This is a genomic window from Thiosocius teredinicola, assembly GCF_002009425.1.
Taxonomy (GTDB): domain Bacteria; phylum Pseudomonadota; class Gammaproteobacteria; order Chromatiales; family Chromatiaceae; genus Thiosocius; species Thiosocius teredinicola.
Genome location: NZ_CP019936.1, coordinates 2100430 through 2125436 on the forward strand (window position 1 = coordinate 2100430; position 25007 = coordinate 2125436).

Sequence of the window (25007 nt, forward strand, 5' to 3'; positions counted from 1 at the left end):
GTCGGCGTTCTGTTGTGGAATCACCATCGCAGAAATCAAGGGGTCAGAGTTCTTGATCTGGTGATCCACAAGACCCCGAGCGACTAGTCTTTCCCATTCATACCTTCAACTTGCCAACGCAAAAAAAATCAAGGGGTCAGAGTACTTGATCTGTTGATCCGCCAGGCTCCGAGCGACTAGTCTTTCCCATTCATGCCTTCAACTTGCCAACGCAAAGGACTGCACTATGGCACGTAGACCTCGACACGTAGTGCCAGGACAAGCATTGCATCTCATCCAACGTGGTAACAATCGGCAGGCGATATTCTTTGCCGACGAAGACTATCAGTTCTACTATGAAGCTTTGCAAGACGCGGCACACCGCTATCAATGTGCCGTACATGCATATGTCTTCATGACCAATCATGTGCACTTGCTGTTGACTCCCTCTAGTGAGGACGGACCTTCACGAGTGATGCAGTCTGTCGGTCGTCGCTATGTACGGTATGTGAACACAGCCTACCGGCGAACAGGCACGTTGTGGGAAGGGCGTTTCAAGTCGGCCATCGTCGATTCTGAGCGATATCTTTTGGTGTGTAGTCGCTACATAGAGATGAATCCAATACGCGCTGGTATGGTGAGCGCGCCACAGCAATACCGCTGGTCGAGCTACCGGGGTAATGCGCAGGGTCAGGCGGACAGCTTGCTTTCATCGCATGACGTGTATCAAAGGTTGGGTCAGGACCTCGCGAGCTGTAGGGAAGGGTATCGCCAGTTGTTTGAAAGGCAACTGGATGTCGTAACGCTCGGGCAGATTCGCTTGGCCACAGAGACAGGCGCTGTGATTGGCAACGATCGATTTCGCGACGAGATAGAGCTAGCGTTGAATCGTCGGGTCCGACCCTATCGCCATGGTGGCGACCGCAAAAGCAAGGCCTTTCGCGATCAAGAACTCTGACCCCTTGATTCGGCTTCAACCACCCGATTCCTCCCGGCTTGTTTGGCACGATACAGCGCGCCGTCAGCGTCTTGAATCATCTTATCTAGCGGCACCCCTGCCGCTTGCGCAGGGCAGCTGATGCCCATCGACAAGGTCACGGGAATGGACTTTCCGTCGAAGACAAATTGGTGTTGCTCTACCGCCGACCGGATTCGTTCGGCCCAATCGCCGGCAGCATCCTGTTCTGTTCTGCATAACAGCAGCACGAATTCTTCGCCGCCGAACCGCGCGAGCAGGTCTTCTTTGCGGATGTGGCTGCGAAGAATATCGACAAGTTCTTTGAGCACATGGTCGCCGGCCGGGTGGCCGTGGTTGTCGTTGATGCGTTTGAAATGATCGATGTCGCACATCATCAGCGACGTACGACTCCCCGTTCTCTCTGCGTTGGCCAGTTCCTGTTCGGCACGGGCCATGAAGGCACGCCGATTCAACGCGCTGGTGAGCGGGTCGGTATTGGCCGCTTCGTAGAGCTTGCGCTCCGCCTCGATCTCGGTAGCGCGCTTGAACTCGATTTTCATCTCGCTGGCGCCGGCAAGCACTCTGGAGGTCGGTTGCACGATCGCGCGATCGATACGCTCGCCATCGAGGAATGTTCCATTGGTCGATTGAAAATCGATGATCTCGATCCTTTCGCCGTCGACGAGAAAGGCGCCGTGGCTACGCGACAGTTTGGGGTCGGTCAGGACAATGTCGGCATCGTGGCCACGTCCGAAACTGTTGCGTGCACGCGCCAGTGCAAACAACTGACCCTCGTCTGAACCCGACAGGATGACGAGGTAAGGTTCAGGTTTCGGCGTTGTATCGGGTCGACTATCGTCGCCAACGGTGCTCTCGAGGATCGTTTCAGCGAGATTTTGTGTTATCGAGTCTTGGTCGCTCATCGGCAGCCGCGTGCACAAACAGGTTTCAGAATCGCGCGGAGCGGGCAGCGGGAGGCTGTCTTCCGTCGGCGCGGTGGAAGTCTGGCACACATGCTACGCCGCTGGTGTCGAAAGATTCACATTGGCCGGTTTCCTCTCCGCGCGGGCTGCGTATCTTGCACGTGCTGCCCACTGAACGATTGCGGCAGGCATCGAACGCCTGCTGAGGTGGCCGCGGTCGTTGATTTGCGAACGCCGGCTGTGTCGGCCGGAGTCTTTCGGGCGGTGGCGCAGTCGCTGCCTCACGCGGTCGCGTCGATGGTGGAGGTGCGCTTTCGACAGGTGGCGGTGGTGCGAGCACCTGAGGTGCCGATGGCTGGCCAGAGACGCGTGGCGCGCCGGCAACTTCTGCCGGTTGTCGCTGTTGATGCTCGACCGGCGCTGGCTGAGCTGTCGTCTCGGTTGTTGGGTTCGGCGGCGTTGGCGAAGGTGCTCGTACGACGGTTGTTGGCTTGGCCGGCATGTTCGGTCGGGCCACTTGATCGCCACTCTGCGGCGTGTCCGGCTGCCATTTGCTCCAGACCAACAGCCCGACAGCCAGGATCAGAGCCAATGCGATCCAACGGTTCAGCCCCCCGCGGGTATCCGGCGGCTGGCTGTCGAAGATGACCGTCTGCGGCGACGACGCTGCGATCGGTCGTGGCGGCGCTGCGGAGGCGACAGTTGGCGCGAGCGTGGCGACGGTAGCGGTGCCGTCTTGATGGAAGTCGCCGCTCAGCGCGTTGCGCAGCGCCATGGCGGTTTGGGGGCGATTCCCGGGTTCGACGGCGAGCCCTCGCATGATCGCCTGACTGAATCGCTTGCTCAGGTTCTTGTTGAACACGATGGGCGGCAACAGCTTGTCTTCGTGCTGTCGTTCGATGGCGTCCTGTGGAACCTTGCCGGTGACCATGTAGTAAAGGGTAGCGGCAACGCCGTAGACATCGGTCCACGGACCTTGGCGACCTTTGGCATGGTACTGCTCGAACGGCGCAAACCCAGCCGACAACATCACGGTCATGGTCTTGGTGACACCCGCCAAGGCCATACGCGCTGCACCGAAATCCAACAGCATCGGTGTCGCCTTGTCGGTGAGGTAGATGTTCTGTGGTTTGATGTCGCGGTGCAGGAATCCCTTCGCATGCACCTCTTTAAGCCCGTCGAGAATCGGCAGCATGATCTGCAGCGCCAATGTTTCGCTCAGCGGGCCTTGCTCGCTCTTGACGAACTCGTCCAGCGATTGGCCACGGTGAAAGTCCATGACCAGGTAGGCGGTGTTGTTGGCAGGAAAATAATCGCGCACGCGAACAATGTTCGGGTGCGAAAACTGCGCCAGCGTCTTGGCCTCCTTCATGAAGACCTGCAGGCCGGTATCGAAGGCTGCGGCATCTTCGTCTGAGTTCGGCAATACCGAGATGGTCCCCGCCTCGCGAGACACGGATGACAGCGGCAGAAACTCTTTGATCGCCGCAGCGGTTTCGAGCACCTTGTCCCACGCCAGATAGGTGATGCCGAACCCGCCGGGTTTTCCCAACACCCGGCCGATCACGAAGCGGTCGTTGAGTAGGGTGCTTTCAGGCATCGCGACCGGGCTCCGCGGCAGACTGCCGGGCGCTGTGTTGCAATGTGGGCACAGTGCCTGGTCGCCTTTGACGGCCATGCAGTTCAGGCAAATTGTCTCGATATCTACCATCTCGCCAGCATTCGAGTCAGTTGCGGTTTAGTGCCGGGAATAGGGCGCGCTGAGCGGCCGACGGCACGTCAGGAAGCTAAATCCAGATCGGTTAGTTCCCTGTAGCGGCGGGTGCGGCCGCATCATGAGGATTTTCCGACGTCGAGCCGGATGCTGGATGTGCACCTGGTATCGCGGCGCTTGAACCGGCGGGCACTCGACACCCGCTGGGGCGGCTCGAACGCGCAGGGTGGCCGCCGGCGACAAAGTGGCAGAGTTTGGACGCAACTTGCGACATGGCACCGCACGAACGTACATGTTTACGCAAAACCGATGCCCCGGCATTGATATTTTGTCGCTTATTCTTCTTGGCGGGATGGATCATATTGTGCAGTGCAAAAGCGACACAACGCCCGTCCGTTTATCTTTTTCTTTATATTTCATCGAACCGTTGATCTAACTTGTGAAACGGCGCAAGCTCTTCAGGGTAGCTTACCGGCTGTAATGTGCATCAGTCGGGCATCGAGCAGCGACTCTTTCGAAGTGTTCGTGGGAGTAGCAGGGATAGGGCTTCGAAACGCTGAGTGGCTTGATCGTCGGGCTACTGCAGATGGTAGTTATCGATACGACACATTCATTTGATCAGGGAGATGATTATGAATAGGTTGATCACGATTGGCGGATTCTCCGCTGCTATCGCGTTATCAGGTTACGGACATGCTGCGCTCATAACCGAGGGACTCACCTATACAGTCGCTTCGGCACCGAGCGAAATCCACACGCATTCCGATCCGAGTTGCTGTGACTCCTCTCCGTTTGGCAATCCTCCGGACAAGGCTGAAGTTGGCGCCTTTTCAGGAGAGCCGGGGTTCGTGGAAGAGATTCGCGGGTTCTCTGAATTCGATCTGACCGGTGTCACAAGCGGCTCGCCTGCTTATCTGACGTTCGACGTGTACAACGACGGCGGTCTATTTCTCGATGTCGCCCCAGTGGTGCCGAACAACGATTTTCCGTTTTTCGGCCCGATCACGATCGAGGCATTCGAAGCCGATGGCAATTTCACCTTCTCGGATGTCACCGACAATTTCTTTATCGCCACGTCGATTGTGATCGATACCTTCGACACCTCGCCGCTCTCAGTCGGCGACATTCTCAGCTTCGACGTGCAATCTGTCGTGAGTGATGCGATCGACAATGGCTGGAGCGCCTTGGGCGTGCGTTTGCGTGCAGACCCAGTGGTATTGAGTGGGGCGTGGACGTTTGATCAGTTGGGCCTGACGACAACGGATGAATCAACCGGCGTGCCGTTGCCGGCTACTTTCGCTTTCTTGTTGATCGGCGTGGCTGCAATGGGTGCAAGCAGAAAGCAAATGCTGACCTAGGGAGGTTAAAGCCGCTGATAGGGCAGGATGCTTCGACGGGCTATTGGGCGAAGGGTCCTGCCTTTTTCGATATCGGGTGAACTGCCTTGGTTTACGATCAGTTGTGTGATCGTTACGGTCAATCCAAGCGCATTTGTTTAGCCATGCATCGCCCGATCGCTCGATCAGGCCGACTAAGAAACGCGTACTCCTTTCAAGAAAGCTCGCAGTGATGCAGCTTCGCCGAGCAGGCGCCGATATGCCAGCCGTCGCAGCTCTTGCGGTGGCTGCAGGGGAAAGGTGTGGCCGAAGCTCAGTGCTGGTTCAGTACCGAACCACAAACGATAGCACCGGCTTGATGCAGCTCTTGCCGGAGTGTCTTCAGCACATCGACCGGGGTCGAGTCTTTGCGGGCAATCACCAGCGCTCCGTCGGCCCTCACCGATACCGTCTGCGCATCCGCATATTGCCCCGCGGGCGGCGTATCAATGAGCACGACGTCAAACGCGTCGGCGCTTTGCTTCAGCAGCCCGGCAAAAGCGCGCCTTGCCAACAGCTCTTGCGGGTTGGGGGGCTGGGCCCCTGCAGGCAAAACCGACAAAGCCCTGATATCCGGTACGGGCTGAATGCACTGAGGCCCACCGCGCCTGGAGAGCACGGCCGCCAACCCGAGGCGGTTATCGAGACCAAACCAACGGTGCAAGGTCGGCTGCCGCATGTTGGCGTCGATAACCAGTGTTCTTTGACCCAGCTGGGAGAAAACCACGGCCAGGTTTGCGGTCAGCCAGGAGCGGCCATCCCCTTGGTTCGGACTGACGATCGCGAGCGTTTTGCGCGAAGGGGCATCGGAGAACCAACGGAGCAGAAGCTGGCTTCTGAGTGCGCGTAGTGCCTCGATCTGGGGTGAGCCGGGATCGAACGCAGCGGTAACCTCCGTCGATATCAACGAGGTTTGCGGTGACAGGCAGGGAAAATCGAACTGGCGATTCAGCGCGTATTGAATGTCGTCTTTGGTGATGAGGCCAAGTTTGAGCCCCGCGGCGCCAAACTGCAGATTCTCTTCGGATTGCTTCTGGAGGATTCGTTCTGCATCGGTGGGGCTCAGGCGGCCCGCACGGATCAGGATCGCCCCCATCGGCACATCGTTGTTGGGAAACTGAAACGGAGTCAGTTGCGCCGGCTTGTTTTGCATAGCGTTCACCCGAAGACCTCGAGACGTCATAAACCGATTAAGGATGAACTGGGGCGATGACGCAAGTGTTGCATGATTCAGATCCTCTAGTGCTTGGATGCCATATTGGCGCCGGGAATAACCCCCAGCACAGGCGCCTCGAGCGACGTTGCCAGATCGTCTCGCGAGCGAACCCGTGGATTGAAAAATTCCAGGAGGTAAGCGAGACCGAAGCCCAAGGTCATGCCCATCACGACGCTCAATGCCATATTGCGCATCACTTTCGGACTCGAAGGCCGCGTCGCCGGTATCGCCGGGGTAAGGACGACAACGTTGGTCTGCTGCGTCTGTTTCTCCAGGTTACTCTGCGCAAGACGTTGCGTGACCAGATCGAACGTGTTCTGGGCGTGCTCAACATCCCGCTGCAATACGGCTATCTGGTCGCGTTGCGCCCGCAGCTGCAATACATGGGCTTTCTGCGCCTCCACGGCGGCCTTGATCTCGGTCAGGCGGCTTTCGCTGACCAGATTTGTCGTGCTGAGCGAATTGGCAACACGCTTCGTTTCGGCGCGGATTTTGCCGCGCAGGCCGGCAATCTCGGTCTCGACGCGTTGCCGCTCGGGGTGATTGCTCCCGAGTCTCACGGACAACTGATCGCGCTGTGTTTCCAGTTTGGCAAGGTCCGACTTGAGCGATTGAATGAGGCTGTTCTGCATGACTTCCGGCAGGGTGTCCGGCGAGCTGCTCTGACTCAGTCGGGAGGCACTGTCCGCCCGTTGACCTTGCGCGGTGCTCAACTGGCTCGACAACTCACTGAGACGGGCAACCTCGATATCCAGGCGCTCGTCGTCGACGGCGACGATGCCGTGCTCCTGCTGATAGTCCGAAAGGCGTTTGCGAGCGCTTTCCAGTTCGTCGCGCAACGACTGCGACCGGCCGCTGGACCACTCCGAATACTGCCGTGCGGGGTCGACCTTGAGCTCCAGGTTTGTCTCGATGTACGCCTGGGCAAAAGCGTTTGCGATAGCCGCGGCGCGTTCAGGATTCGCCCCGCTGTAACTGATATAGATAACGTTGCTGTCACGCCCGGGATAGACTTCGAGATTGTCTTTGACCACCAGGGCCATCCACGAGACGAGCGTTCCCTCACCGCCGGTTTTGTCGAGCCAGCGCTCGCGTACGCCGGGCAGTTTATCCAGTTCGAGCATCTCGACCACGCGTTGCGCGACGCGGACCGAAGAGATGATGTCGACCTGCGTAGCGACGTAGCTGGTGAGCGTCTGACCAGGCAGGGTGGAGCCGTAGGTGAAATCCGCCTGACGCACGTCGATCACTACCGATGCCGTGGAGGTGTATTTTTCCGGCAGGTAGGCATTCAGCGCAGCCGCCGCACCGACGACGAGCACAAACGTGAGCAGCACTATCCTCCAGCGTGCCCGCACCAGCCTCAGTAGTTGGATGATGGTCATAGCATTGTGCCTTGATCAGAACAGGCTTTCCTTCACATAGATGACATCATTCGGGGCGAGCGCCTGGTTCAAGTCCGGCTCGATGACCTCGATGTTGTTCGATTTACCACGCCGGTGAATCCGCAGCCCGCTTTGCGTTCCGCGAGGATTGATACCGCCCCCGGTCGCCAATCCTTGCATCACGGTCATCTTGTCTTCAAGACGGTAGATGCCGGGTTTGTTGACCGCACCATAGATGTAGAAGCTTGGGGCCCGTTGCACATAGATGCGGTCGCCGTCGTGCAGGAGCATATCCTTGCTGAAGTCGCCTGCGGCGAAAACCTCCGGGATATTCACCGTGACCCGCAACGGCTTGCCGTCGCGCTCGCCGACGAGGACTACGATATCGCTGCCTGTCGACGAGATACCGCCCGCCGTGGCGAGCATGTCGGACAAGCGTGTTTTGAGGGTTTCGAGGGGATAGCGACCGGGTCGATTCACGTGCCCCAATACCGCAACCTGATTGCCCCTGATCTGAATCGGCAGGATGCTGACCTGCGGCTGAAGGACATACCCTCCGTCGCGCAGATGATCGGCAATGTTACGTTCGGCATTGGCGATGCTGCGTCCACCGACGGCGACGCTGCCGATCAGCGGGAAGGTTATGTTGCCGTTTTCCGACACCCTGGCTTCGGTGGTCAGATCCGGGTTTTGAAACACCGTTATCCGAATCACATCGCCGGCCCCGAGGGCGTATTCCCGGTCTTGCGCCCAGGATTGAGTGCCCATCGCCAGCAGGATAAAAAGCATCACTGCGGCAAGTCCGTTGACTTTCCAGGTCGGCGACGTGTTGTCGAGTTTCATCATGCCTCTGTTCGATTTCATTGTTTCCATAGCCGTGTTCCGCTACATCGACACCGCGACGTCCCGGGTTGAAAGTGCTGCAAGGCTCGCATCGTGGTGAGCATGCCGTATCAATTCTGCCCGCCCGGCGGCGAAGGGCAAATGCATAGATCTCAAATACCGTGCAAAGGTTCGGCCCGTCGCCGGCTTCTCGCTTTTTGTCACGCCCGTGAGCGAGGGTGCTTCGATGTGAACCCACATGCCGGCAGCGAAAAGGTGCATGGCTTTCATCATCAGAAAAGGAGACGCATCGTCAATTCGGTAACATTTGCATCGAACTCGGCAGACGCTCGGTCGCTCTCACGTTCAATGTAAGTCTGCGACAATTCCAGATTGAGATTGTCCAAGGGTTGGTACGCCACGCTGGCCCGAAAGCGATTGGTCGTGTCGTCGAGGTCGGTCGAATTGACGACGAAACCCGGATCGCCTTCGAAGTCACGTTTCTTGATCTCCCACAGACCTGAAACGCTGATGCGTTCGGTCGGCGTCCATGACGGCGCGACCGAGAAGGCAGTGACGACAACGAAGTTATTGATCAGATCCTCTCGCGCGCCGATCTCCCGGCGTGCCGTGGTGCGAAGCTTGGTTTTGCCCGAGATATCCCAGTCGTGTTGAATGCGCGCAGTCACGCCTGAGAAATCCTTGGCGCCAAGGTTTTCGTACTCGCGTTCCGTCAGGCCAACGTAGCCGGACAGCTTGGATGCACCGGTGAACTTCCACTCCCCGGCAAGGCGGATATCTTTCTGCGTGTAGCCTTCGTCTTGGGTGGACGTGGCGATCCGGTTGGGGTACTCGCCGTCGGTATATCGGCCGGTCAGTGCCAAACGGTTTCCCGACCCCGGGCGGTACGTGACGCCCAGGTCGTAGATCATCGCCTGGTACTCGGCCGACTCCGACGCGGTATCGCTGAGCGAGGAGTCGTACTGCTCAACGCCACCGCTGACTGCCCAATCCGGGTGAAACCAATAGTTTGCCGTTCCCCCCAGGGTTCGTTGTTCGTTGATACTGACTTCGTCGTCAATCGTAAGGATCTCGGAAAAGTCGCGCGGGACTTCGTCATAGTTCGCGTTGAGCAGACCCGTCCACCGGCTTCCCACGGCCCATCGCCACGCGGCAGATGCGCCTTTCGTCGTGTAATCCAACTCGTCCCACTTATCGAAGGCGACGGATGACACGCGCGCGGATGCACTGACGAATTGGCGACTGTAGCGTTTTGCGAACCGGGCCTTGGCCGAGGTAACGCTTAGGGTGTCGGAGCGACTGCCATCGCCGGGAGGGGATTCATCATCCGACAGGCGAAACAGGTTGTCGTCATGCCGAAACGATTGGCTGATCACGAACTGGAGCGGGTCTTCGTCGTCTGCGGCGTGACTCGATGTCACGGCAATCAAACAGATCACCGCCGTCAGGCCGGGCAGCCCGCGTAGTGGCCGCGTGCGCTCGAACCCGGCTGTCGTGCCACTTGTTTCCATCTTCTGTTGCAACGGTGCTTCTCGATCTTCGGGGGCATGCATATCTGGGGAAAGCGGGCTAACTCTTGTCACCGAACTGGTAGCCGAACAGTTCGATATCGTCTGCGTAGGTTTCATCCGCCAACGCTTTGGTCTCCGCATCGTAAAAATCCGCATAGTGTTTGCCGGAACCTTTCAGGGCATGCGGCAGCTGTATTTCGTCGATGCCCATGCGTTCGCAGGCTACCGAGAAGTCCTGCTGCAGCGATTCAAATCGACAGATGTAATCCATTGGGATCTTGCCATCGAAATCTTTCAGCCAGTGTGTCTGTGGTTTGAGCATGCCTCGGCCGCGGAATCGCTTGAAGAACGTCTTGAAGTCAATGTCGGCATCGACGCCCAGTAGCCGCTGATGCTCGGCGTCGCGTTTAACATTCTGATACCAGGAAAAAGCCCTTGCCCACGGATTTCGAACGACCGTGAATTTGAAGTACTGTTCGATCTGATGTTTGTTGGCAGAAACTCTATTTCGTGCGTTGGGGTGACTCGTGAAAGGATAAACCGTCGCTTTAATGACTTCTTTTACATTGTCTACGCTGGAAAAGCTGGATAGCGCCAGCGATGGCCACAGCATCATGCGGAATGTCCGGTGGTCCTGGCCTTCGCGTCCAGCGTGGCCGTCGAGGTGGCCGAAAGCCGTTTCAATGCTGGTTCCAGCTGCCTTCGGGATATGTACAAAAATACAATGATGATCATGCGAAATCATTAGATATTCTCAACTCAACAGCCAATCTTTTGTCAAAACTGTGCGGTAAAACACTATTTTTTTCGCACCGCGACGATTCTATCCACGAGTACGCCGGTCGTATCTTTGTCGGTCTGGGATTGAACATAGATTCCTCGCTGATGATTTACCTCACGCTCGAACGGTCCCCCGGGCACCTTTATATATTGATATCCTGAATCATTGGCCGCTTTGCGCACGGCGCGAAACAGGGTCATGGGTGGATAGCTGCCGACATTCGCATAGGGTTCTGCGCTCACTGCCGCGGTACGCTCGGGGCGCATGGCGACGTAGAGATCCCATGCGCCGACCGACGGTAACTTGTCCAACTTGAACTGAATCAGCCAGCCTTTCTTGCCGGCCGGAATCCGCGCGGCACCGCCATCGGAGGCGTCGGCATCGGCAACGATCGACGTGGCCGCGTATCGATTGAGCGACAGGTCCTGAAAATCGTGCCAATCATTGGCCGCCGTCAGCAGCGAGGCGGGCGGGGGCGTTGGATCTTTCCGTTTGACGCGCAGCATGCGCTCCATCTTCTTGAGGTCGCCGCCTTGGCGATACCATTTCACACCCGCAGCCTTGGCGGAAGCCATCAGTCTTGCAATGCGCGCCGCGTTGTCACGCGGCCAGACGATTCCCTTTGCATCCGCTTCGTTTCGCAGATCCAGGTGGCGCGCGGCCGCGACATAGTCGATCGGCATGCGTGCCGCTCTGACGTGCTTCAGCCGAACGGGATCGTCGGCTGCCAGTTTCTCCGCCCGATCGAAAAAGGCGTCTACCTCGGACACAAATTCGAGATTGAACATCTTCAGATCGACCTGGGTTTTCTCGGCCAGTACATCACCGCTTTGTCGGATCGCACGATGCATCAGGTCGATGTACTGCATGACCGGTTGTGCAGCGGGTCCGTAGTAGAGCTCGCAGAACTCACGAACGACTTCCTCGGGATCGAGGTCCGGATTCCATAGAAGTCTCGACAGCATCCATGCCCGCAACTGGGCAAACTCGGCCGAGGGCGTGTTCCAACTCCCTTCGGCAAAGTACCCCTGCACGTTCTCCAAGGTTGCGAGCCACTTGACGCTTTCGGCGATAGGGTAAATGTTTGGCGTCGGTTGGAGAAAGCCCGAAAAGTTGGCGATGTGATCCCATACCAAAACATGTCGTGCGCGCTCGTTCCAACCGACCAGGTCGGCACCCAGTTGCAGGTTGTTGCCCTTGTTCAGCGCACTTGAGTAGTCGACATTGATGGTCATCGGAAAAACCAGGATGTGGTCCGGTACGCTCAGCTTGTCGGGCGGTGTCATGCTCCAGTGATAGGCATTGAATGCAAGTTTGGCGCCAGGTAGCGATTCGCGCACGATCTCGGCCACCTCGATCATCATGTCGAGCCGCGGCGCCGAGGGCATGCCGCCGTGCTGTTCGGCGAAGGCCGCGCTTTGTCGGTCCATGTCCCATCCCCAGTCCATATCGAGGATGCCGAACCAGATTGCCCGGTAGTCTTTTTGTCTGCGCAGTTGTTCGATGACGGATTCGGCTGTCTTGCGGCGCAGAGCAGGGTTCATCATGGCGACTTGTCCACCGGTGAACCACTCGGGATGGACTTTGGCGTTCTTCTTGCGCTGCGCGAGTTGCCAGAAGTTCGCTGAGCCGCCCTTGGCCAACCAGCTCTGGTCCCAGACGTCGATCTCCGGAGGCGAGTCCAAGAACGACGGACCGTGGGATTCGCCGTTGAGCAGATTGTGCGCGCGAAAACGCTTGTCCTCGCCTTCGTGGCTCAGGATTTCACGGTACGAGAATCTGGGGATCTGCACAGTGTCGAAATGCTCGACAGACAGGCGATGCATGTTGGGCACATGAGTGAAATCGGGACTCAGCCACTTCACGCCGAGTTTGCGGTCGAGAAACCAATAAACGCCATACATGGCACCGCGGGCTGTACCGCCGCCGATCACGATCCGCTGCCCTTCAGCGCGGATTGCGAATCCGTCGGCCCCCAGCGAGTCAGTATCGAGCGCCGGGAAAAAGCGCGCCATCCAGTCAGGGCCTGCACCCACGCCGATGAGTCCTTGTGCATCCGGTGTCATACCTTCTTGTATGGGTAGAAAGTCGGCGCCCGACATGCGTTGCAGGTACTCGGCCAGCTCGCCGACCGCGTTCAGGACGACCACGTCCGGCGATTTCTGCACGGCTATACGCAGATGGGGTACCTGTGCGTCGGCAATCAGCAGCGCGGTCGAGTCGTCGTTCCACCCGGACGGTAAGCGCCCCGGCGGCATTTGTCCGATAAGCTTTGCGCGAAGTTCTTTCAGTTTTATTGACGCCGGGGTTGCAGCGGCTTCGGTCGTGGCCACGGTTTCGATGGCGTCGAAATAGGCCAAGCCCGGGGTGCCCTTCTTTTTGCGCAGGTACAGCAGCAGCTCATTTGCGCCATGAGGGGCAGTGACTACGGTCGAGTATTGACGCCAGTCCGAATCGCCTCCGGTTACCAGTAACGCACGTTCCGTTCGGCGCTTCAGTTTGATGCGCTCCGGTCCGAACCATCCGGGTGAGACACCGTTGCCTCGAAAGCTCAGCTGTACAAACACCGAATCATTCGGTGCACCGACAGACTTCACGGCCAGCGAGATCCGATAGTTCTGTCCCGCTTGCACCGGTCGTCGGTCTTGCGCGACAAATCCGCTGTCGAGTTCGAGTGCATGGTTGCCGGCAAACGACGTCGAATCGACGATCTTTCCCGTCTTTCCCCACCAGGGGCGTCGACCTTGCTCGAATCCCCCGTTGCGCATGATGCGTGTCGGCTCGACGACGCCGGGTGGCAGTGCGTTTACGCTCAGCGTATCGAACACCGCGGTTGCGTGATCCGCGGCATCAAGATCGGCTCGAAGGTAGATGTCGAGATAGTGTGTACCCGCGGGTATGTGCTGTGCCGGGATTCGTCCCGTCAATCGTTCCCAGCCCGCGGTCTCGTTGGCTGCCAGCACGGCCGACTGGCCCCGGTCCATCCAGTAGCGCGGTATCTCGCCTTCAAGCCAGGAACCGAGCACCTTGTCACCGGCGTTCTTTGCCAGGACGGCGATGCCGGCGCTGTGTGGGCGGCAATCGGTGCATTTGACCCACGCCGTCACTTCGAGATCGCGTGGGTTGGAGACCTCGATGCGACCAACCGACGGTGACATGGCAAAGCCACCGTGCACGGCCAGCCCATTGCCTTCTCGTCCTTCATGCGCGGTTGGCTTACCCGAACCACGCCACGCATTGCGGTTCTCGAAGTCGTGCAGCAACAACGACTCGTTTCGCCCGTCGACAGCGGCAACGACACTCGACGCCAAGATCACAAGCGAAAACAACAACACGCGCTGACGATCCAGGGGCATTGCAGCTACCAATTTTGTCGCATAGTCCTGAGTTAACCGGGCAGTCCGTCCAATCAGTTTCCATGCACACGATTGGGAAGTACAGCGGCAGGCCCGGGCAAAGGACGTTAACGTCGAACGCACCACGTTTTGCTTGTGGTACACGACGCTTCAAGCGTTCTTGAGCGCACATCAGGGCCGTGCTTTTGCGGTGTGCAGGCGTGGTTCATCGGCGTCATTGAAGGACAGCGAACTGCCGGACCGTTGTGCGAGACATTGTTAATCGCGCGCTCTGTTGATTGAGTCATCGGGTTGGCCCGAGCAGCGCGCCAACGGCGCTGGGTTTCGAACGGTTGCCGATGGCGTCGCCAAGCTGATTGCGGTCTCAAGTGAGAGGTACGTCACATGATCGCAGGGGGCGGATAGGGTGACCACGTTCTGCTAGACGGATCAATGCCCAAATTTGGTGCCAAAAGGGGGCTCTCCTGATCACTTACGGGGCGAAAATTTACGATTGGTTCACGCAAACGGCCATGCAATTAACTTACGCTCGCGCCATCCAGCATCCACGTCGCAGCACGTATTTTTTGTCTCCACTGGCGTCAATTTTGCTTCGCCCGATCCACCATGTTGCAGAACACGACGAACCACAAAACAACGGCGATGGCAGAAGTGGACGAACATTTTGCTTCAGTCGATGAGTGCTCACAGTTTGGCACGCGTTTTGTCGACCGCACCAAAGAACCCTGGTGTGAATTCACGCTAAGGTTTGCCTATTGCGCGTGTGGGCTGCCGGATGTCGGTGAGGCATGACGTCGTTGGGTTTTTGGGGTCGGGTTTGTCATCTGCACGCCCCGTTAGTGTTGTGTTGGCATAGGTACGTTTTGATCTCTTGGCGGATGGCGAAACACACGTTTGTCACGAAGTCCGGATATACAGCGGGTTTCACATTGTTTGATGCGGCTTGTGACAGCAGTGAAGCTCAGCTTGGCCCTGGCTGGCCCGGTTCCGAAATGCGTTTGCTCTTTGGCAGTGGTGCGGATGTTCATTGACCAATATCGCATAGCGACCGCCCGCGTGGTTGACGCGGCAAGCGGGGCGTTCCCCGATTCATACGACACCGACTCATTGATTCGTGGTCAGACAAACGCCGGTGCCGTTCTGCGACAGCGCATATCAGCCGTACTGGGCGAAACGGCCACCGCGGGTCGGTACCGCCCTCCAACACGTAGACCCGGTTTGCCGATCGATGCTCCAGCAATGCTCGAACGCGGCTGTGCGCTGACTGCCTTACAAAGAGGACTGGCGATTCCGTTTCAAGCGTGCATGAAACACGAAGCGTTATTCACAGGTGATATTGGATGAACCCGCTGGCAGGCCGGTATGAAAAGCAGGGAGACGCGGGTGAGTATCGACCACCAAAAACCTACAGCACTACGGATAGCTCGCCGGAGAGACGCGTGACCCCGATCCGCCGCGTGCTCATGGTAGGCGCTCCGTGGCATCACATGGGGCAAAGGAGCGGAATGACGCCGTTGGTCGCTGCTTTGTCGGCGCGTTTTGATCTCGTGCGTACCGCGCCGAGCCGTTTGGACAAGCTGACGGTATTGCTGCGGCGAGCCCTACAGAAACTGCGCGACAAGGTGACGGGCAAGTCGCGGAAGCTATCCTGGAGCCCTTTTTACGATCTGCAGAAATGGACGGTGGAGACCTGCGCCATCCGCAAGCTCAAGAGCGAACAGTTCGATGCCGTGGTGTTTGAATCCATCGAGGACTACTTCCAACAGTTTGCGGCCATCAGAGAAAGGTTTCCCGGCCTGCGCGTAATCGGAATATCGCATCAGCCGCCGGGCTGGTGGCGACTGTTTGCGCCTGACTCGCAAGGGCGGCTCGACGCCTTCGATGAGGTGATCTGCCTCTCCCGGCATGCGCAGACTTATCTGACAGATGCTGTCGGTCACCCCAACGTTCACCGTCTGCCGCATGGTGTGGATAGCGAGTTCTTTTGCGACAGCGCGACGGTACCTCCGCTACCGGGGTTCAATGTGCTGTTCTGCGGGAAATGGCTGCGGGATTTTGAAGCCCTGGAGCGAACGGTGAGCAAAGCCTTGTCGACACATCCCGACTGGGTATTCCACCTGGTCGTGCCGGCAGGCGCGCGCAATATTGAGCAACACTTCCGGTTGGCCCGTTTCGACAACGTGCAGTGGTACTCGGGCGTGAGCGATGAGGATCTTCGCGACCTGTATATCAAATGTCAGGTTCTTTACCTGCCGCTGCTCGATGCGACCGCAAACAACGCGATTCTCGAGGCGATGGCGTGTGGCCTGCCGATACTGACCAACGGTGTCGGCGGCATTGCGGACTATCTCTCGGACGACACGGCCCAGTACATCAAGGGCGATTGGATGGAGGGTGCGGTGGAACAGCTGGCATGGTGCCAATCAAATCCGGCTGCACTCGCGGCGCAGGCCAAAGCTGCGCGGCAGAAAGTGGAGAACGAACTTGATTGGCGCATCGTGGCGGCGCGGTTCGCCGACGTTATTGGCGGCGCAGATCCGCGCGAAAGTGTAGAAGGAACGCATCAGTGATCAACGCAAATTTCTTTTGGCATGGACCGTCCCTGAGTCTCTATGAATCCGCATGCCTCAAGTCGTTCGTGCGGCAGGGCATCGAGGTGCGATTGCACACGTTCAACGAACATCTGCGGGCGCCCGAAGGGGTAAAGATTGTCGATGCGCGGCTGCTGGCCGATGAATCCGAGGTGCTTGCCTATACCCAGGGCGGACATGCCGGTTCGATCGCTGCTTTCACCGATATCTTTCGTTACCGCGTGTTACAGAAACAGCCCGGCTGGTGGTTCGATACCGATGTCGTATGTCTGAAAGACGGGGCGGAGTTGGAAAAGCTGCAAGCGGGCGTCAGTGGCATTCTGGTTGGGGAAGAGGCCCAGGGAAAGCTCAACGGCGCCGTACTGTATGTCGGCGACACCGCAGCCGCCGCGGAACTGGAGCGATTGGCGAATGCCAAGGGCTTTGTGTTTGAGTGGGGCGACATTGGGCCGCAACTGATTACCCAATATCTTGCGGATCGGCCGGAGCGCGTAAAGGTCGCGCCGCCATTGGCTTTCTATCCTGTGCATTACCTTGAGACGGCGATGCTGCTACGCCAGGAAGACGCGGACGAATGTCAGCGGCGGGTGCAGAGTTCCGTTTGTGTGCACCTGTGGAATGAGTTCTTGCGGCGCTGGGAGATTCCTAAAAACATGCTGCCACCGGAAGGAAGTTTCCTGCATCGGCTGTTTACCCAATTGGAGATGACGGTGGCGGCTGATGCGTGTCTGCCGCCAGCCAGTTTCGAGGCACTGCGACACAATGGAGACATCGGACGCGTCGGCACCAAAGCGTTGCGCATGATCAAACGGGCCAAGCAGATCAAGGAAACCATGGTCGGACGTTGAGTCGCTCATTGTCGCTATGCTCGATACTGCTTCAGTCAATACGATTGCCACGAGCGCGAAAACGGATCGTTTCGCGCTGCTCGACTGGAGTTTTCTCGCGGGTTTGATGTTGTTGTCGCTGCAGGTTGTGTCGGCCGGTCCGGCACAAACAGGCCACCTCTGGGCCAGCGCCATGTTGGCATACCTGATCCTGCAGCGACGCGTAACCGCCACGCCGATCGAACTGGGTATCTTTCTTGCCTTCTTTACCGTGGCGCTGATCAATACGGTGATGGTCGATGTTCATCGAATCAAGGACGAGTTCCAGATTCTGAAATTCGCGGTGGTTTATCCGGCGTTTTTCATCGTCGGACGTTTTTATGGTCAGTACTACTTCAAGCGTCGCTTGCCTTTAGGCGTCTGGTTCATCGCGGGATTCGTCGTTGTTCAATGGTTGATACAGCATTTTCAGCTGCCGGTGATCCATCAACCGCTGCAGTTTCAGGAAGGTTCTCTCCACGGCACATTCCGGGAGCGTAACTGGTTTGCCGTCATGCTTTTTTTTATGGCGTACATCGTTATGTTGAAGACGCCTTCGCGCATGCTTTCTGCGATTGAGTTTCTCGCCATCTGCGTGCTTGTGACATTGCTGAGTGGCTCCAAGTCTGTGCTGGTGGCGGGCGGTATCGCGTTGCTGTTCGCGTTTCGCGGCCATCTCACGCTCAAAGTGCTGGGCGTGATCGTGGGCGGGGCGATATTCATCGAATTGTTTGCGTGGCAATTGAGCGGAGATCTACTGCGGGTCCGGCTTGAAGATGAGCGCGGTCTGGCGGCCGTATTGTCCTGGGATCTCATCCAGCGCGACTGGCTGGGTTACGGATTCGGTTTTGTCGAAGCACATTTCGGTGGATGGTGGATCTCGGTACAGGGGCTTGGCTACGGGGTGGCCTCGGTGTTTTCCGCACCGATTGACTTCCTGCTGATCGCGGGTCCGTTCGGCGTATTGTTCTGGTTGGTGTTCTTCGCGGGGGTCGGCTTGGGCTGGCGCGCGGTATTGATCCTTGCGCCGGTGGCATCTTGGTCGCTGATCAACCCTATGCATCAGTCCGAAATCGTATACCTGATGCTCGGCTACCTGGTTGCGTGGGCAAGACTTCAGCAGGCTCAAGCAACGGTCACGGCAACGACGCCGGTCGGCGTGCAAACAGATTCACATGACGCAGCCACAGCTGCAGGATGTCGCTCTTGAGCCTCAAGTTCTCTCTCATCATGGCGACGCTCGGGCGTTCGGACGAAATCGTGCGGCTGTTCGACTCGTTCGTTGCACAGTCGTATCAGAATTTCGAGGTGATCGTCATCGATCAGAATGACGATGACCGGGTATCGAAAATCGTTGACCAGTACAGCGATCGGATCGATATCAAGTATCTGCGGTCCGAAAAGGGGCTTTCTCGGGCGCGCAACGTGGGTTTGAAGCATGTGAGCGGACAGCTCGTCGCCTTCCCGGATGACGACTGCTGGTATGCGCCGCATATTCTGGGCTATGTGGCGCAGCGTTTCGAAGGCCGGCCGGACTTGGCCGGCCTGACTGGCTGCAGTGAAGACGGCCACGGTAATCGGTCGCAAGGCCGCTGGGCAGAACAGCCCATGGATGTTACGCGGTTCAACGTCTGGACCTGTGCGACCTCGTATACGATCTTTCTCAGGGCCGAAGCAGTGCAACGATTGAATGGCTTCGATGAGGCGCTGGGCGTCGGATCGGGTACCAAGTGGGGCGCCGGCGAAGAGGTGAATTACCTGCTCGGTGTCATCGATTCGGGCGAACACGTGGCCTACGACCCCGAACTCTGCATATTCCATCCGGAGCCCTTGTTGGAGATGAACGAGAAGGCGTTCAGCCGGGCGCGACTCTACAACCGAGGGTTTGGCAGGGTTCTGGGGACGAACAACTACCCGTCGTATTTCGTAATGTATCTCATCGCGCGATCTATCGCGGGATGCGCCGTGTCCGCACTGAAGTTCGATTTCGGGCGCGCACGCTACTACTGGATCGCCGCATCGCAACGCTTCATGGGATGGCGCGATGGGCGTGGATTGGCCTGAGCAACGAGGTAACAGGTGCTAACGGTATTTTCCGATTCGCGATGGCCTGAGAAGACCGGCATCGGCAACGTGTTGGCGGCGATGAAGATGTATGTGCCGAACGATCTGTCGGTCGTGGATCTGGAAATCCCGGGCAGCGTCGGCAGTCCGATGTCGCCGTTGGCCATCAGTCGCGCGCTGAACACGTACGACGCACAAGACAGCGTGTTCTGGTCCGCGGGCTTTGTTCCTCCGCTTCCGGGCCGATTCCCGTCGGTGGTGACGGTCCATGATCTGACGCATCTGCATTTTTACAGCCGCAAGCACGCCCTCTACTACAACTGGGTCTACAAGCCGTTGTACCGGCGGTGCACGCAGATCGTGTGTGTGTCGGACTACACCCGGCGCGAGTTTTTGGAGTGGTCCGGTATCTCGCCCGACCGGGTATCGACCGTGTACAACGGCGTGACGCCTGAGTTTTACGCCAATGAAGCAACGTATCCCTGTGAATTCCCCTATGTGTTGTATCCGGGAAATCGACGTACGTACAAGAATCTGGACCGACTGATAAAGGCCTATGCGGCCAGCCGGTTGCCGAAGAAGGGTATACGCCTCGGGCTGACCGGTCATCCGGATAGCGCATTGACCGGTTTGGCCGGTCGTCTGGGCATCCAGGACCTGCTGCATTTCTTCGGATGGGTGGAAGACGAGGAACTGCCGGCGCTGTATCGCGGCGCATTGGCAGTGGCGTTCGTTTCTCTTTATGAAGGGTTCGGTCTTCCCATCATCGAGGCGATGGCCTCAAGGGTGCCGGTGCTGACGTCGAACGTGTCGGCAATGCCGGAGGTGGCGCAGGATGCGGCGGTCATTGTCGATCCCTACGATGTTTCTGCGATCACCAAAGGGTTGGACCGTTTGGCGGAAGAGGCATCGCTGCGGGACGATCTGGTGGCCAGGGGTATGACGAGGGCACGTGCGTTCGACTGGAGACGTTCGGCGGACCAGCTGTGGGATGTCGTGGAAAGGGCGGCCAAGGGCAAAACACCGGCGTACGGGAGTGCCATGCAATGAGTACAGTGGGTCGTGTCAACGCGGTGATCGTGAACTATCGAACACCGGACCTGGTTCTGAAGTGTGTGCATTCGATTATCGAGCACGGCGTAGCCGCCGCGGGCGACATCATTGTTGTCGAAAACGCTTCTCCCGACGATTCGCTGGAAAAACTCACCGAGCCACTCAAGGCGCTGAACGTGCAGTTGCTGGCGTCGCAGAAAAATGACGGTTTCGGCGCGGGCGTCAATATCGGTGTTTCGCACGCCGACAAGCCCTACGTTGTCGTACTCAATCCCGATACCTATTTCGAGGACGGGTCATTTTCCAGGGCCATCGATTATTTCGAGCAGCATCCGGAAACCGGCCTGCTCGGTCTCAACCTGGTTTATCCGGGCGGCGAGCGGCAGTTCTCGGCGCGTCGCTTCTACAGTCTCGTCGATGTGGCGGCCAGGCGATTACCCATTGGCAACTGGTGGCCATTCAAGCGCTTGGTCGACAGGCATCTGATGGTGAAAGCGTGGCACAGCGGAGACGCATTCGAGGCGGAGTGGGTGATGGGCACCGGATTTGTGGTGCGTCGAGAGCTTTTTCAGCAGATCGAGGGCATGGACGAGGCGTATTTCCTCTATATGGAGGATGTCGACCTGTGTGCACGGGTCTGGCGGGCCGGCTTTTCGGTGGTCTGCCTGCCGCAAGCGCGTTTGGTACATGACCACCAGCGAAGCAGCGCCGCCCAACCTTTCAGCTGGGCGGGCAAGATGCATATCAAGAGCCTGCTCTATTTTCGCCGCAAGTTCTGTGTACCGGTCTTTCGTCCACCGGGTGTGGCCGGAATACTAAAGTGATGTGGTTCACATTTATTTTGTGGTGAACCATGACTTTCCGGCCGCTAGCGAGCCCATTTCGGATATCGAAATCGGGCGTTATTGATTAGTGGAATGATGAATCAGTACGCCGATTTATCATTGAACCCGACCAGCATCGTGCGCACGACTATCTTCAAATCCAGCCAAAGGCTCCAGCTGCGGATGTAGTCAATATCATGTTCAACGCGGCGCGACATTTTATCGGGTGAATCCGTTTCGCCGCGCCAACCGTTGACTTGTGCCCATCCGGTGATACCCGGTTTGACTTTATGCCGCAACATGTAGCCTGAAATGATCCGACGATAGTGTTCGTTGTGAGCGACGGCATGTGGCCGCGGGCCGACGACAGACATATCGCCTTTCAAGACGTTGATGAACTGCGGCAACTCATCGAGTGAGGTCTTGCGCAGGAAGGCGCCGAGCGGCGTGACTCGCGCGTCGCCCTTTGTTGCCTGAACGACCTTATCGCCGTCGTCACATGTCGTCATACTCCGAAACTTCCATACCCGAATTTCTTTCCCGTCCACGCCATAGCGTCTCTGCTTGAAAATGACCGGTCCGGGCGAGCTGAGCTTGACCCCGATTGCGATGGCCAACATCGGAATAGCACAGATAGAAAGAATGATCAGCGAAAGCACGATGTCTTCGCTGCGCTTCAACCATCCGCTGGTACCGAAATAAGGAGACTCGTAAACGCTCAGCGTTGGAATTCGGCCAATATTGATAAGTTGCGAATGCAGCAGGTCGAAGACGAACAGGTCCGGCACAACGTGCACGGCGACGGCGGAGTCGGCGAGCTCGTTGATGATCCGCAAGGCGCGATCGCGGCCGGTCGACGACAGGGCAATATAGATCAGGTCGACGTCCCCGTTTCTGGCCAGAACGATGGCGTCATTGATCGAACCCCGCAGTTGCTCGCTGGGAATGGAAGCGGAGACCCGGTCGGGGTTGTTGTGCCTGTCGTCGAAGAAACCTACGAGTTTGAGCCCGTAGGCCGGTGAGTTTTCCAGAATACTGCCCAACTCTGCACCGTTTTTCTCGGCACCGATAATGGCAACACGACGGCTATTGTAACCGGCAGTCCTCAACATCGAGAGAACATATTTAATCGCAATTCGCCAAGCGATCACGGCTATTGGCGTAGCCAACATCCACGTGATGATGACCGGGCGTGAGAAACTGCCCGCGGCCCCGAGGAAAACCCCAAGCACAAGGAGAAAGAAGACGGTGAGTCCCCATGCAACCAGAATCGGTATCGCTTGCTGCGTGACGCTGGCGCCGCGATAAGATCGATACACCGAGTGCGCTTCGCCGGTGATTGCAAACACAGTCGTCGCCAGCAGCATGGCAACCCAGTAAGGAGTCGCAAACTCCGCGCCTGCAAGCATTGTCGAAATGAGCAATGTGCCGCAGATCAATAACGTATCGGATATCCGATAGATAGCATCCAGCTTTGACTGGTGCTGCCGAAGTAAACCTTGTCCGTGCACAACTACTACTCCTAATGCAGGCGAAATTCTAATCAGTCCTACAGGCTTTCCAGCATCGGATTGAGGCTGTGCCTTTTTCGGCGGACTACGTCGCTCGGCGGTTTTTAGTTTACTTTTTTAACGTAACGAAACTGTGACCGTTGTTGGTTAAGCAATGTGAACAGAGTTGGTAAACGATCTACTGTTCAAATGGCGAGAATGCACGCTCAATAAAAACTCGAAAATCAGATGTGCAACGTGCTTTGAAAGTCATGCATTTCGCCCCAAGATTCTACTTCGTTTACCAAAGCAAGCCGCATGCCACATAACTAAATGCAGCAAAAACAAATAGTTAGAAGTTTCGGTATTTGCTTGGCCGGTCGTTCTTAGTGCAGTGATTGCTGCGATGCATCAAAGTGGTGATCAAAACACTGATCACCAGTCGGTTACGCGATTTGCGAAAGGGTGAAATGCGCACTTCTATAGTTATCAGTTTGTATAACTGAGTCACAGTTTTTCACTTGAAAGCTAACTATAAGGGGCCGGCCGTATTGGGGCGCATACCGTGCTGACTCCACGGTGTGTGCAAGCAGGCAATCGTCTCGCCCTGCGATCCTCTGATCAGAGAACGGCCTGGTGGAATGCTTCATGCGCAGGATGAAGGCGCAATGCCGTCAGATGCATTCCTTTGAAGGGATCAGCTGGTCGCGAGAAATCATCATGCGCTGGTTGTGCCACTGCGACCGAGCGGCACCAACCGTCCTTCGCTAATCAGGTGCCTGCGCAACTCACCGCGTGGGTACGCCATGATCGTCGGTCACTGCATGGCTAATAAACTGTTCCGATATGGCATCGGAGAACCTGATCGGTCAGCACCGCGAACTGCGGCACATGGCCATGGTGTTCCAATGGCATAGCGTCGCGCGTGATCGACGCCGGGTTAAGACCCAGACGGTGAAATACAGAAAGGCCATTGCTTATCCCACTGACGGCTGCGCGCTCGACACTGGCCGGAAGCGGGTGGTAAAGCTGGCGGGTGGCCTGGGTGGAGTTCCGCCGGAGTTTCGCGCACACCGCCATCACGCAATGCTGCTACGGCGACGCCTGACAGTTCACGAGTAGCACCGCAGATACCCATCGAGATCAATAGGCAAGAGCGGCCATCGAAGGGACGGGATACTTCGGTGGAAGCCACTGCGCATCAACAAGGGCATGCTGCCATCTTGTGTTGGGACACGCCGGACTGCTGGGGAAGTTGCCTTTGCTGCCCAGTTTTCTGGTTGAGCTGGGTAGAGGGCTTTAAGCGAAGCTGTCGGATGGTGATGATCAAAGGCTCGGATGTGCCATACCCATTCGTCAGCGATACAGACCGATGAGCGCGCGATCGACAATTCAGGAATAGGTTGTTCGCCAAGCGCTGGCTGAGGTGCGTACTTCAGTACTTGGATGTTGCCGACAGCAACAGAAAACGCGCCGACAACGATCCGGGCACGCGGTGGCGGTTTAGCGGCGTGACCGGGTGGGTGGGGAGCGGCACGAGGCCGCTCTCGACAGATAGTGCGGGCTTAAGAAAGCTCGTATTGCTGCAGCTTCACTGAGCAGGTGCAGATCTGCAGGCCGTCACAGCTCTTGCGGTGGCCGCAGGGGCATGTCTCCAGACACTTCAGAACATCGACATCTCTGTTCGTGTACTTCATGCAGGCACAGAAGCTGGTGTCTTCAAGGCAGGCGAAATCGAAATCACAGCGTTCCGCTCGTAGGGCGTGCTCACCGATACTGCGGGTTTCCTGGGTTCCTCGCATGTCCGTCTCCCCGTCGCGTTTCTGCGTTGTTGAGTGCGAGACAGCATGCGGTGCCTATCGCAACAAGGTAAATTAGTAATAACCCCAACAGGCATGCGTTTATATTTTGTCGTTTACAACTAAATGCCGGGCTGTACTCAATCTAAATCCGTTTCCCGGCACATCGTTGGATTTGGGCGAATTTGTGCGGTGCGGAAAAATATTGCGTAAGTTAAGCCATTGAAAAAACGTTGAAAATAGGCATTTTGCACGGCTGGGAATCTAACGATTTGCGG

General features: G+C 57.4%; 19 protein-coding genes. 9 read left to right on the top strand and 10 right to left on the bottom strand.

All coding sequences use genetic code 11. From position 1 onward, the window contains the following. The first annotated feature begins 265 nt into the window (after positions 1 to 265). Positions 266 to 937, top strand: a complete 672-nt coding sequence (locus B1781_RS10080) for a transposase (RefSeq protein WP_334223949.1) — start codon at positions 266 to 268, stop codon at positions 935 to 937. Here the strand turns inward: B1781_RS10080 and B1781_RS10085 are convergent. Together B1781_RS10085 and B1781_RS10090 are read right to left on the bottom strand one after the other, a co-directional pair. Then, on the bottom strand, positions 925 to 1860 hold the full coding sequence (locus B1781_RS10085; protein ID WP_078119554.1) for a GGDEF domain-containing protein: 936 nt from the start codon (positions 1858 to 1860) through the stop codon (positions 925 to 927). The genes B1781_RS10080 and B1781_RS10085 overlap by 13 nt on opposite strands. Before the next feature lie 25 nt (positions 1861 to 1885). Beyond that, positions 1886 to 3460 (bottom strand): serine/threonine protein kinase, encoded by a 1575-nt coding sequence (locus B1781_RS10090; protein ID WP_164513327.1) that lies wholly within the window; start codon positions 3458 to 3460, stop codon positions 1886 to 1888. A 746-nt stretch (positions 3461 to 4206) separates the two neighbouring features. Here B1781_RS10090 and B1781_RS10095 point away from each other — a divergent pair. Then, positions 4207 to 4932 (top strand): hypothetical protein, encoded by a 726-nt coding sequence (locus B1781_RS10095; protein ID WP_125932009.1) that lies wholly within the window; start codon positions 4207 to 4209, stop codon positions 4930 to 4932. 292 nt (positions 4933 to 5224) lie between these two features. On the opposite strand, the gene epsG is transcribed toward B1781_RS10095, so the two are convergent. The 6 genes from epsG to B1781_RS10130 all read right to left on the bottom strand — a co-directional run bounded on the left by epsG (position 5225) and on the right by B1781_RS10130 (position 14042). Next, complete coding sequence (epsG, locus tag B1781_RS10100) at positions 5225 to 6103, bottom strand: chain length determinant protein tyrosine kinase EpsG (protein ID WP_334223950.1); 879 nt, start codon at positions 6101 to 6103, stop codon at positions 5225 to 5227. Positions 6104 to 6189: 86 nt separating this feature from the next. Beyond that, a complete protein-coding gene (epsF, locus tag B1781_RS10105; protein WP_078119558.1) occupies positions 6190 to 7551 on the bottom strand; it encodes a chain length determinant protein EpsF in 1362 nt (453 codons plus the stop codon). A 15-nt stretch (positions 7552 to 7566) separates the two neighbouring features. Further along, complete coding sequence (epsE, locus tag B1781_RS10110; protein ID WP_334223951.1) at positions 7567 to 8415, bottom strand: polysaccharide export protein EpsE; 849 nt, start codon at positions 8413 to 8415, stop codon at positions 7567 to 7569. A gap of 251 nt (positions 8416 to 8666) precedes the next feature. Next, positions 8667 to 9905 (bottom strand): XrtB/PEP-CTERM-associated polysaccharide biosynthesis outer membrane protein EpsL, encoded by a 1239-nt coding sequence (gene epsL, locus B1781_RS10120; protein WP_125932010.1) that lies wholly within the window; start codon positions 9903 to 9905, stop codon positions 8667 to 8669. 58 nt (positions 9906 to 9963) lie between these two features. Beyond that, positions 9964 to 10650 carry a sulfotransferase family 2 domain-containing protein gene (locus tag B1781_RS10125; protein WP_078119562.1) on the bottom strand — a complete coding sequence of 229 codons (687 nt, stop codon included), beginning with the start codon at positions 10648 to 10650 and terminating at the stop codon, positions 9964 to 9966. A 53-nt stretch (positions 10651 to 10703) separates the two neighbouring features. Then, entirely contained in the window at positions 10704 to 14042 is a 3339-nt protein-coding gene (locus tag B1781_RS10130; RefSeq protein ID WP_078119563.1) for a DUF4838 domain-containing protein, read from the bottom strand. Positions 14043 to 15382: 1340 nt separating this feature from the next. On the opposite strand from B1781_RS10130, the gene B1781_RS10140 reads away from it, so the two are divergent. The 6 genes from B1781_RS10140 to B1781_RS10165 are packed head-to-tail and all read left to right on the top strand — an operon-like array spanning position 15383 to position 21440. Next, on the top strand, positions 15383 to 16612 hold the full coding sequence (locus tag B1781_RS10140) for a glycosyltransferase (protein WP_078119565.1): 1230 nt from the start codon (positions 15383 to 15385) through the stop codon (positions 16610 to 16612). Beyond that, on the top strand, positions 16609 to 17481 hold the full coding sequence (locus B1781_RS10145) for a hypothetical protein (RefSeq protein WP_164513328.1): 873 nt from the start codon (positions 16609 to 16611) through the stop codon (positions 17479 to 17481). The genes B1781_RS10140 and B1781_RS10145 overlap by 4 nt, the downstream gene beginning before the upstream one ends. Before the next feature lie 16 nt (positions 17482 to 17497). Further along, the gene (locus tag B1781_RS10150; RefSeq protein ID WP_078119566.1) at positions 17498 to 18709 is read left to right on the top strand and encodes a hypothetical protein; all 1212 of its coding nucleotides are present in this window, start codon (positions 17498 to 17500) and stop codon (positions 18707 to 18709) included. Next, complete coding sequence (locus B1781_RS10155; protein WP_334223952.1) at positions 18706 to 19563, top strand: glycosyltransferase family 2 protein; 858 nt, start codon at positions 18706 to 18708, stop codon at positions 19561 to 19563. The genes B1781_RS10150 and B1781_RS10155 overlap by 4 nt, the downstream gene beginning before the upstream one ends. Positions 19564 to 19578: 15 nt before the next feature. Further along, positions 19579 to 20613, top strand: coding sequence for a glycosyltransferase family 4 protein (locus B1781_RS10160; RefSeq protein ID WP_078119568.1), 1035 nt, complete (start codon positions 19579 to 19581; stop codon positions 20611 to 20613). Further along, positions 20610 to 21440: a glycosyltransferase family 2 protein gene (locus B1781_RS10165; RefSeq protein ID WP_078119569.1), complete on the top strand. Its 831-nt coding sequence runs from the start codon at positions 20610 to 20612 to the stop codon at positions 21438 to 21440. The genes B1781_RS10160 and B1781_RS10165 overlap by 4 nt, the downstream gene beginning before the upstream one ends. A 101-nt stretch (positions 21441 to 21541) precedes the next feature. On the opposite strand, the gene B1781_RS10170 is transcribed toward B1781_RS10165, so the two are convergent. After that, positions 21542 to 22951 carry an undecaprenyl-phosphate glucose phosphotransferase gene (locus B1781_RS10170; RefSeq protein ID WP_078119570.1) on the bottom strand — a complete coding sequence of 470 codons (1410 nt, stop codon included), beginning with the start codon at positions 22949 to 22951 and terminating at the stop codon, positions 21542 to 21544. An 825-nt stretch (positions 22952 to 23776) separates the two neighbouring features. On the opposite strand from B1781_RS10170, the gene B1781_RS10175 reads away from it, so the two are divergent. Continuing rightward, positions 23777 to 24052 carry a hypothetical protein gene (locus B1781_RS10175; RefSeq protein WP_078119571.1) on the top strand — a complete coding sequence of 92 codons (276 nt, stop codon included), beginning with the start codon at positions 23777 to 23779 and terminating at the stop codon, positions 24050 to 24052. Between the two features lie 443 nt (positions 24053 to 24495). Here the strand turns inward: B1781_RS10175 and B1781_RS22930 are convergent, their stop codons facing one another. Further along, entirely contained in the window at positions 24496 to 24732 is a 237-nt protein-coding gene (locus B1781_RS22930; RefSeq protein WP_125932011.1) for a hypothetical protein, read from the bottom strand. Between the last annotated feature and the right edge of the window lie 275 nt (positions 24733 to 25007).

Bases quoted from the DNA above. Each gene is read 5' to 3' on its own strand.
- B1781_RS10175 (WP_078119571.1), top strand. From the start codon at position 23,777: ATGGCATCGGAGAACCTGATCGGTCAGCACCGCGAACTGCGGCACATG.
- B1781_RS10085 (WP_078119554.1), bottom strand. From the start codon at position 1,860: ATGAGCGACCAAGACTCGATAACACAAAATCTCGCTGAAACGATCCTC.
- epsE (WP_334223951.1), bottom strand. From the start codon at position 8,415: ATGAAATCGAACAGAGGCATGATGAAACTCGACAACACGTCGCCGACC.
- B1781_RS10095 (WP_125932009.1), top strand. From the start codon at position 4,207: ATGAATAGGTTGATCACGATTGGCGGATTCTCCGCTGCTATCGCGTTA.
- B1781_RS22930 (WP_125932011.1), bottom strand. From the start codon at position 24,732: ATGCGAGGAACCCAGGAAACCCGCAGTATCGGTGAGCACGCCCTACGA.
- epsL (WP_125932010.1), bottom strand. From the start codon at position 9,905: ATGGAAACAAGTGGCACGACAGCCGGGTTCGAGCGCACGCGGCCACTA.
- B1781_RS10130 (WP_078119563.1), bottom strand. From the start codon at position 14,042: ATGCCCCTGGATCGTCAGCGCGTGTTGTTGTTTTCGCTTGTGATCTTG.
- B1781_RS10140 (WP_078119565.1), top strand. From the start codon at position 15,383: ATGAACCCGCTGGCAGGCCGGTATGAAAAGCAGGGAGACGCGGGTGAG.
- B1781_RS10150 (WP_078119566.1), top strand. From the start codon at position 17,498: ATGCTCGATACTGCTTCAGTCAATACGATTGCCACGAGCGCGAAAACG.
- B1781_RS10125 (WP_078119562.1), bottom strand. From the start codon at position 10,650: ATGATTTCGCATGATCATCATTGTATTTTTGTACATATCCCGAAGGCA.
- B1781_RS10090 (WP_164513327.1), bottom strand. From the start codon at position 3,460: ATGCCTGAAAGCACCCTACTCAACGACCGCTTCGTGATCGGCCGGGTG.
- epsG (WP_334223950.1), bottom strand. From the start codon at position 6,103: ATGCAAAACAAGCCGGCGCAACTGACTCCGTTTCAGTTTCCCAACAAC.
- B1781_RS10165 (WP_078119569.1), top strand. From the start codon at position 20,610: ATGAGTACAGTGGGTCGTGTCAACGCGGTGATCGTGAACTATCGAACA.
- epsF (WP_078119558.1), bottom strand. From the start codon at position 7,551: ATGACCATCATCCAACTACTGAGGCTGGTGCGGGCACGCTGGAGGATA.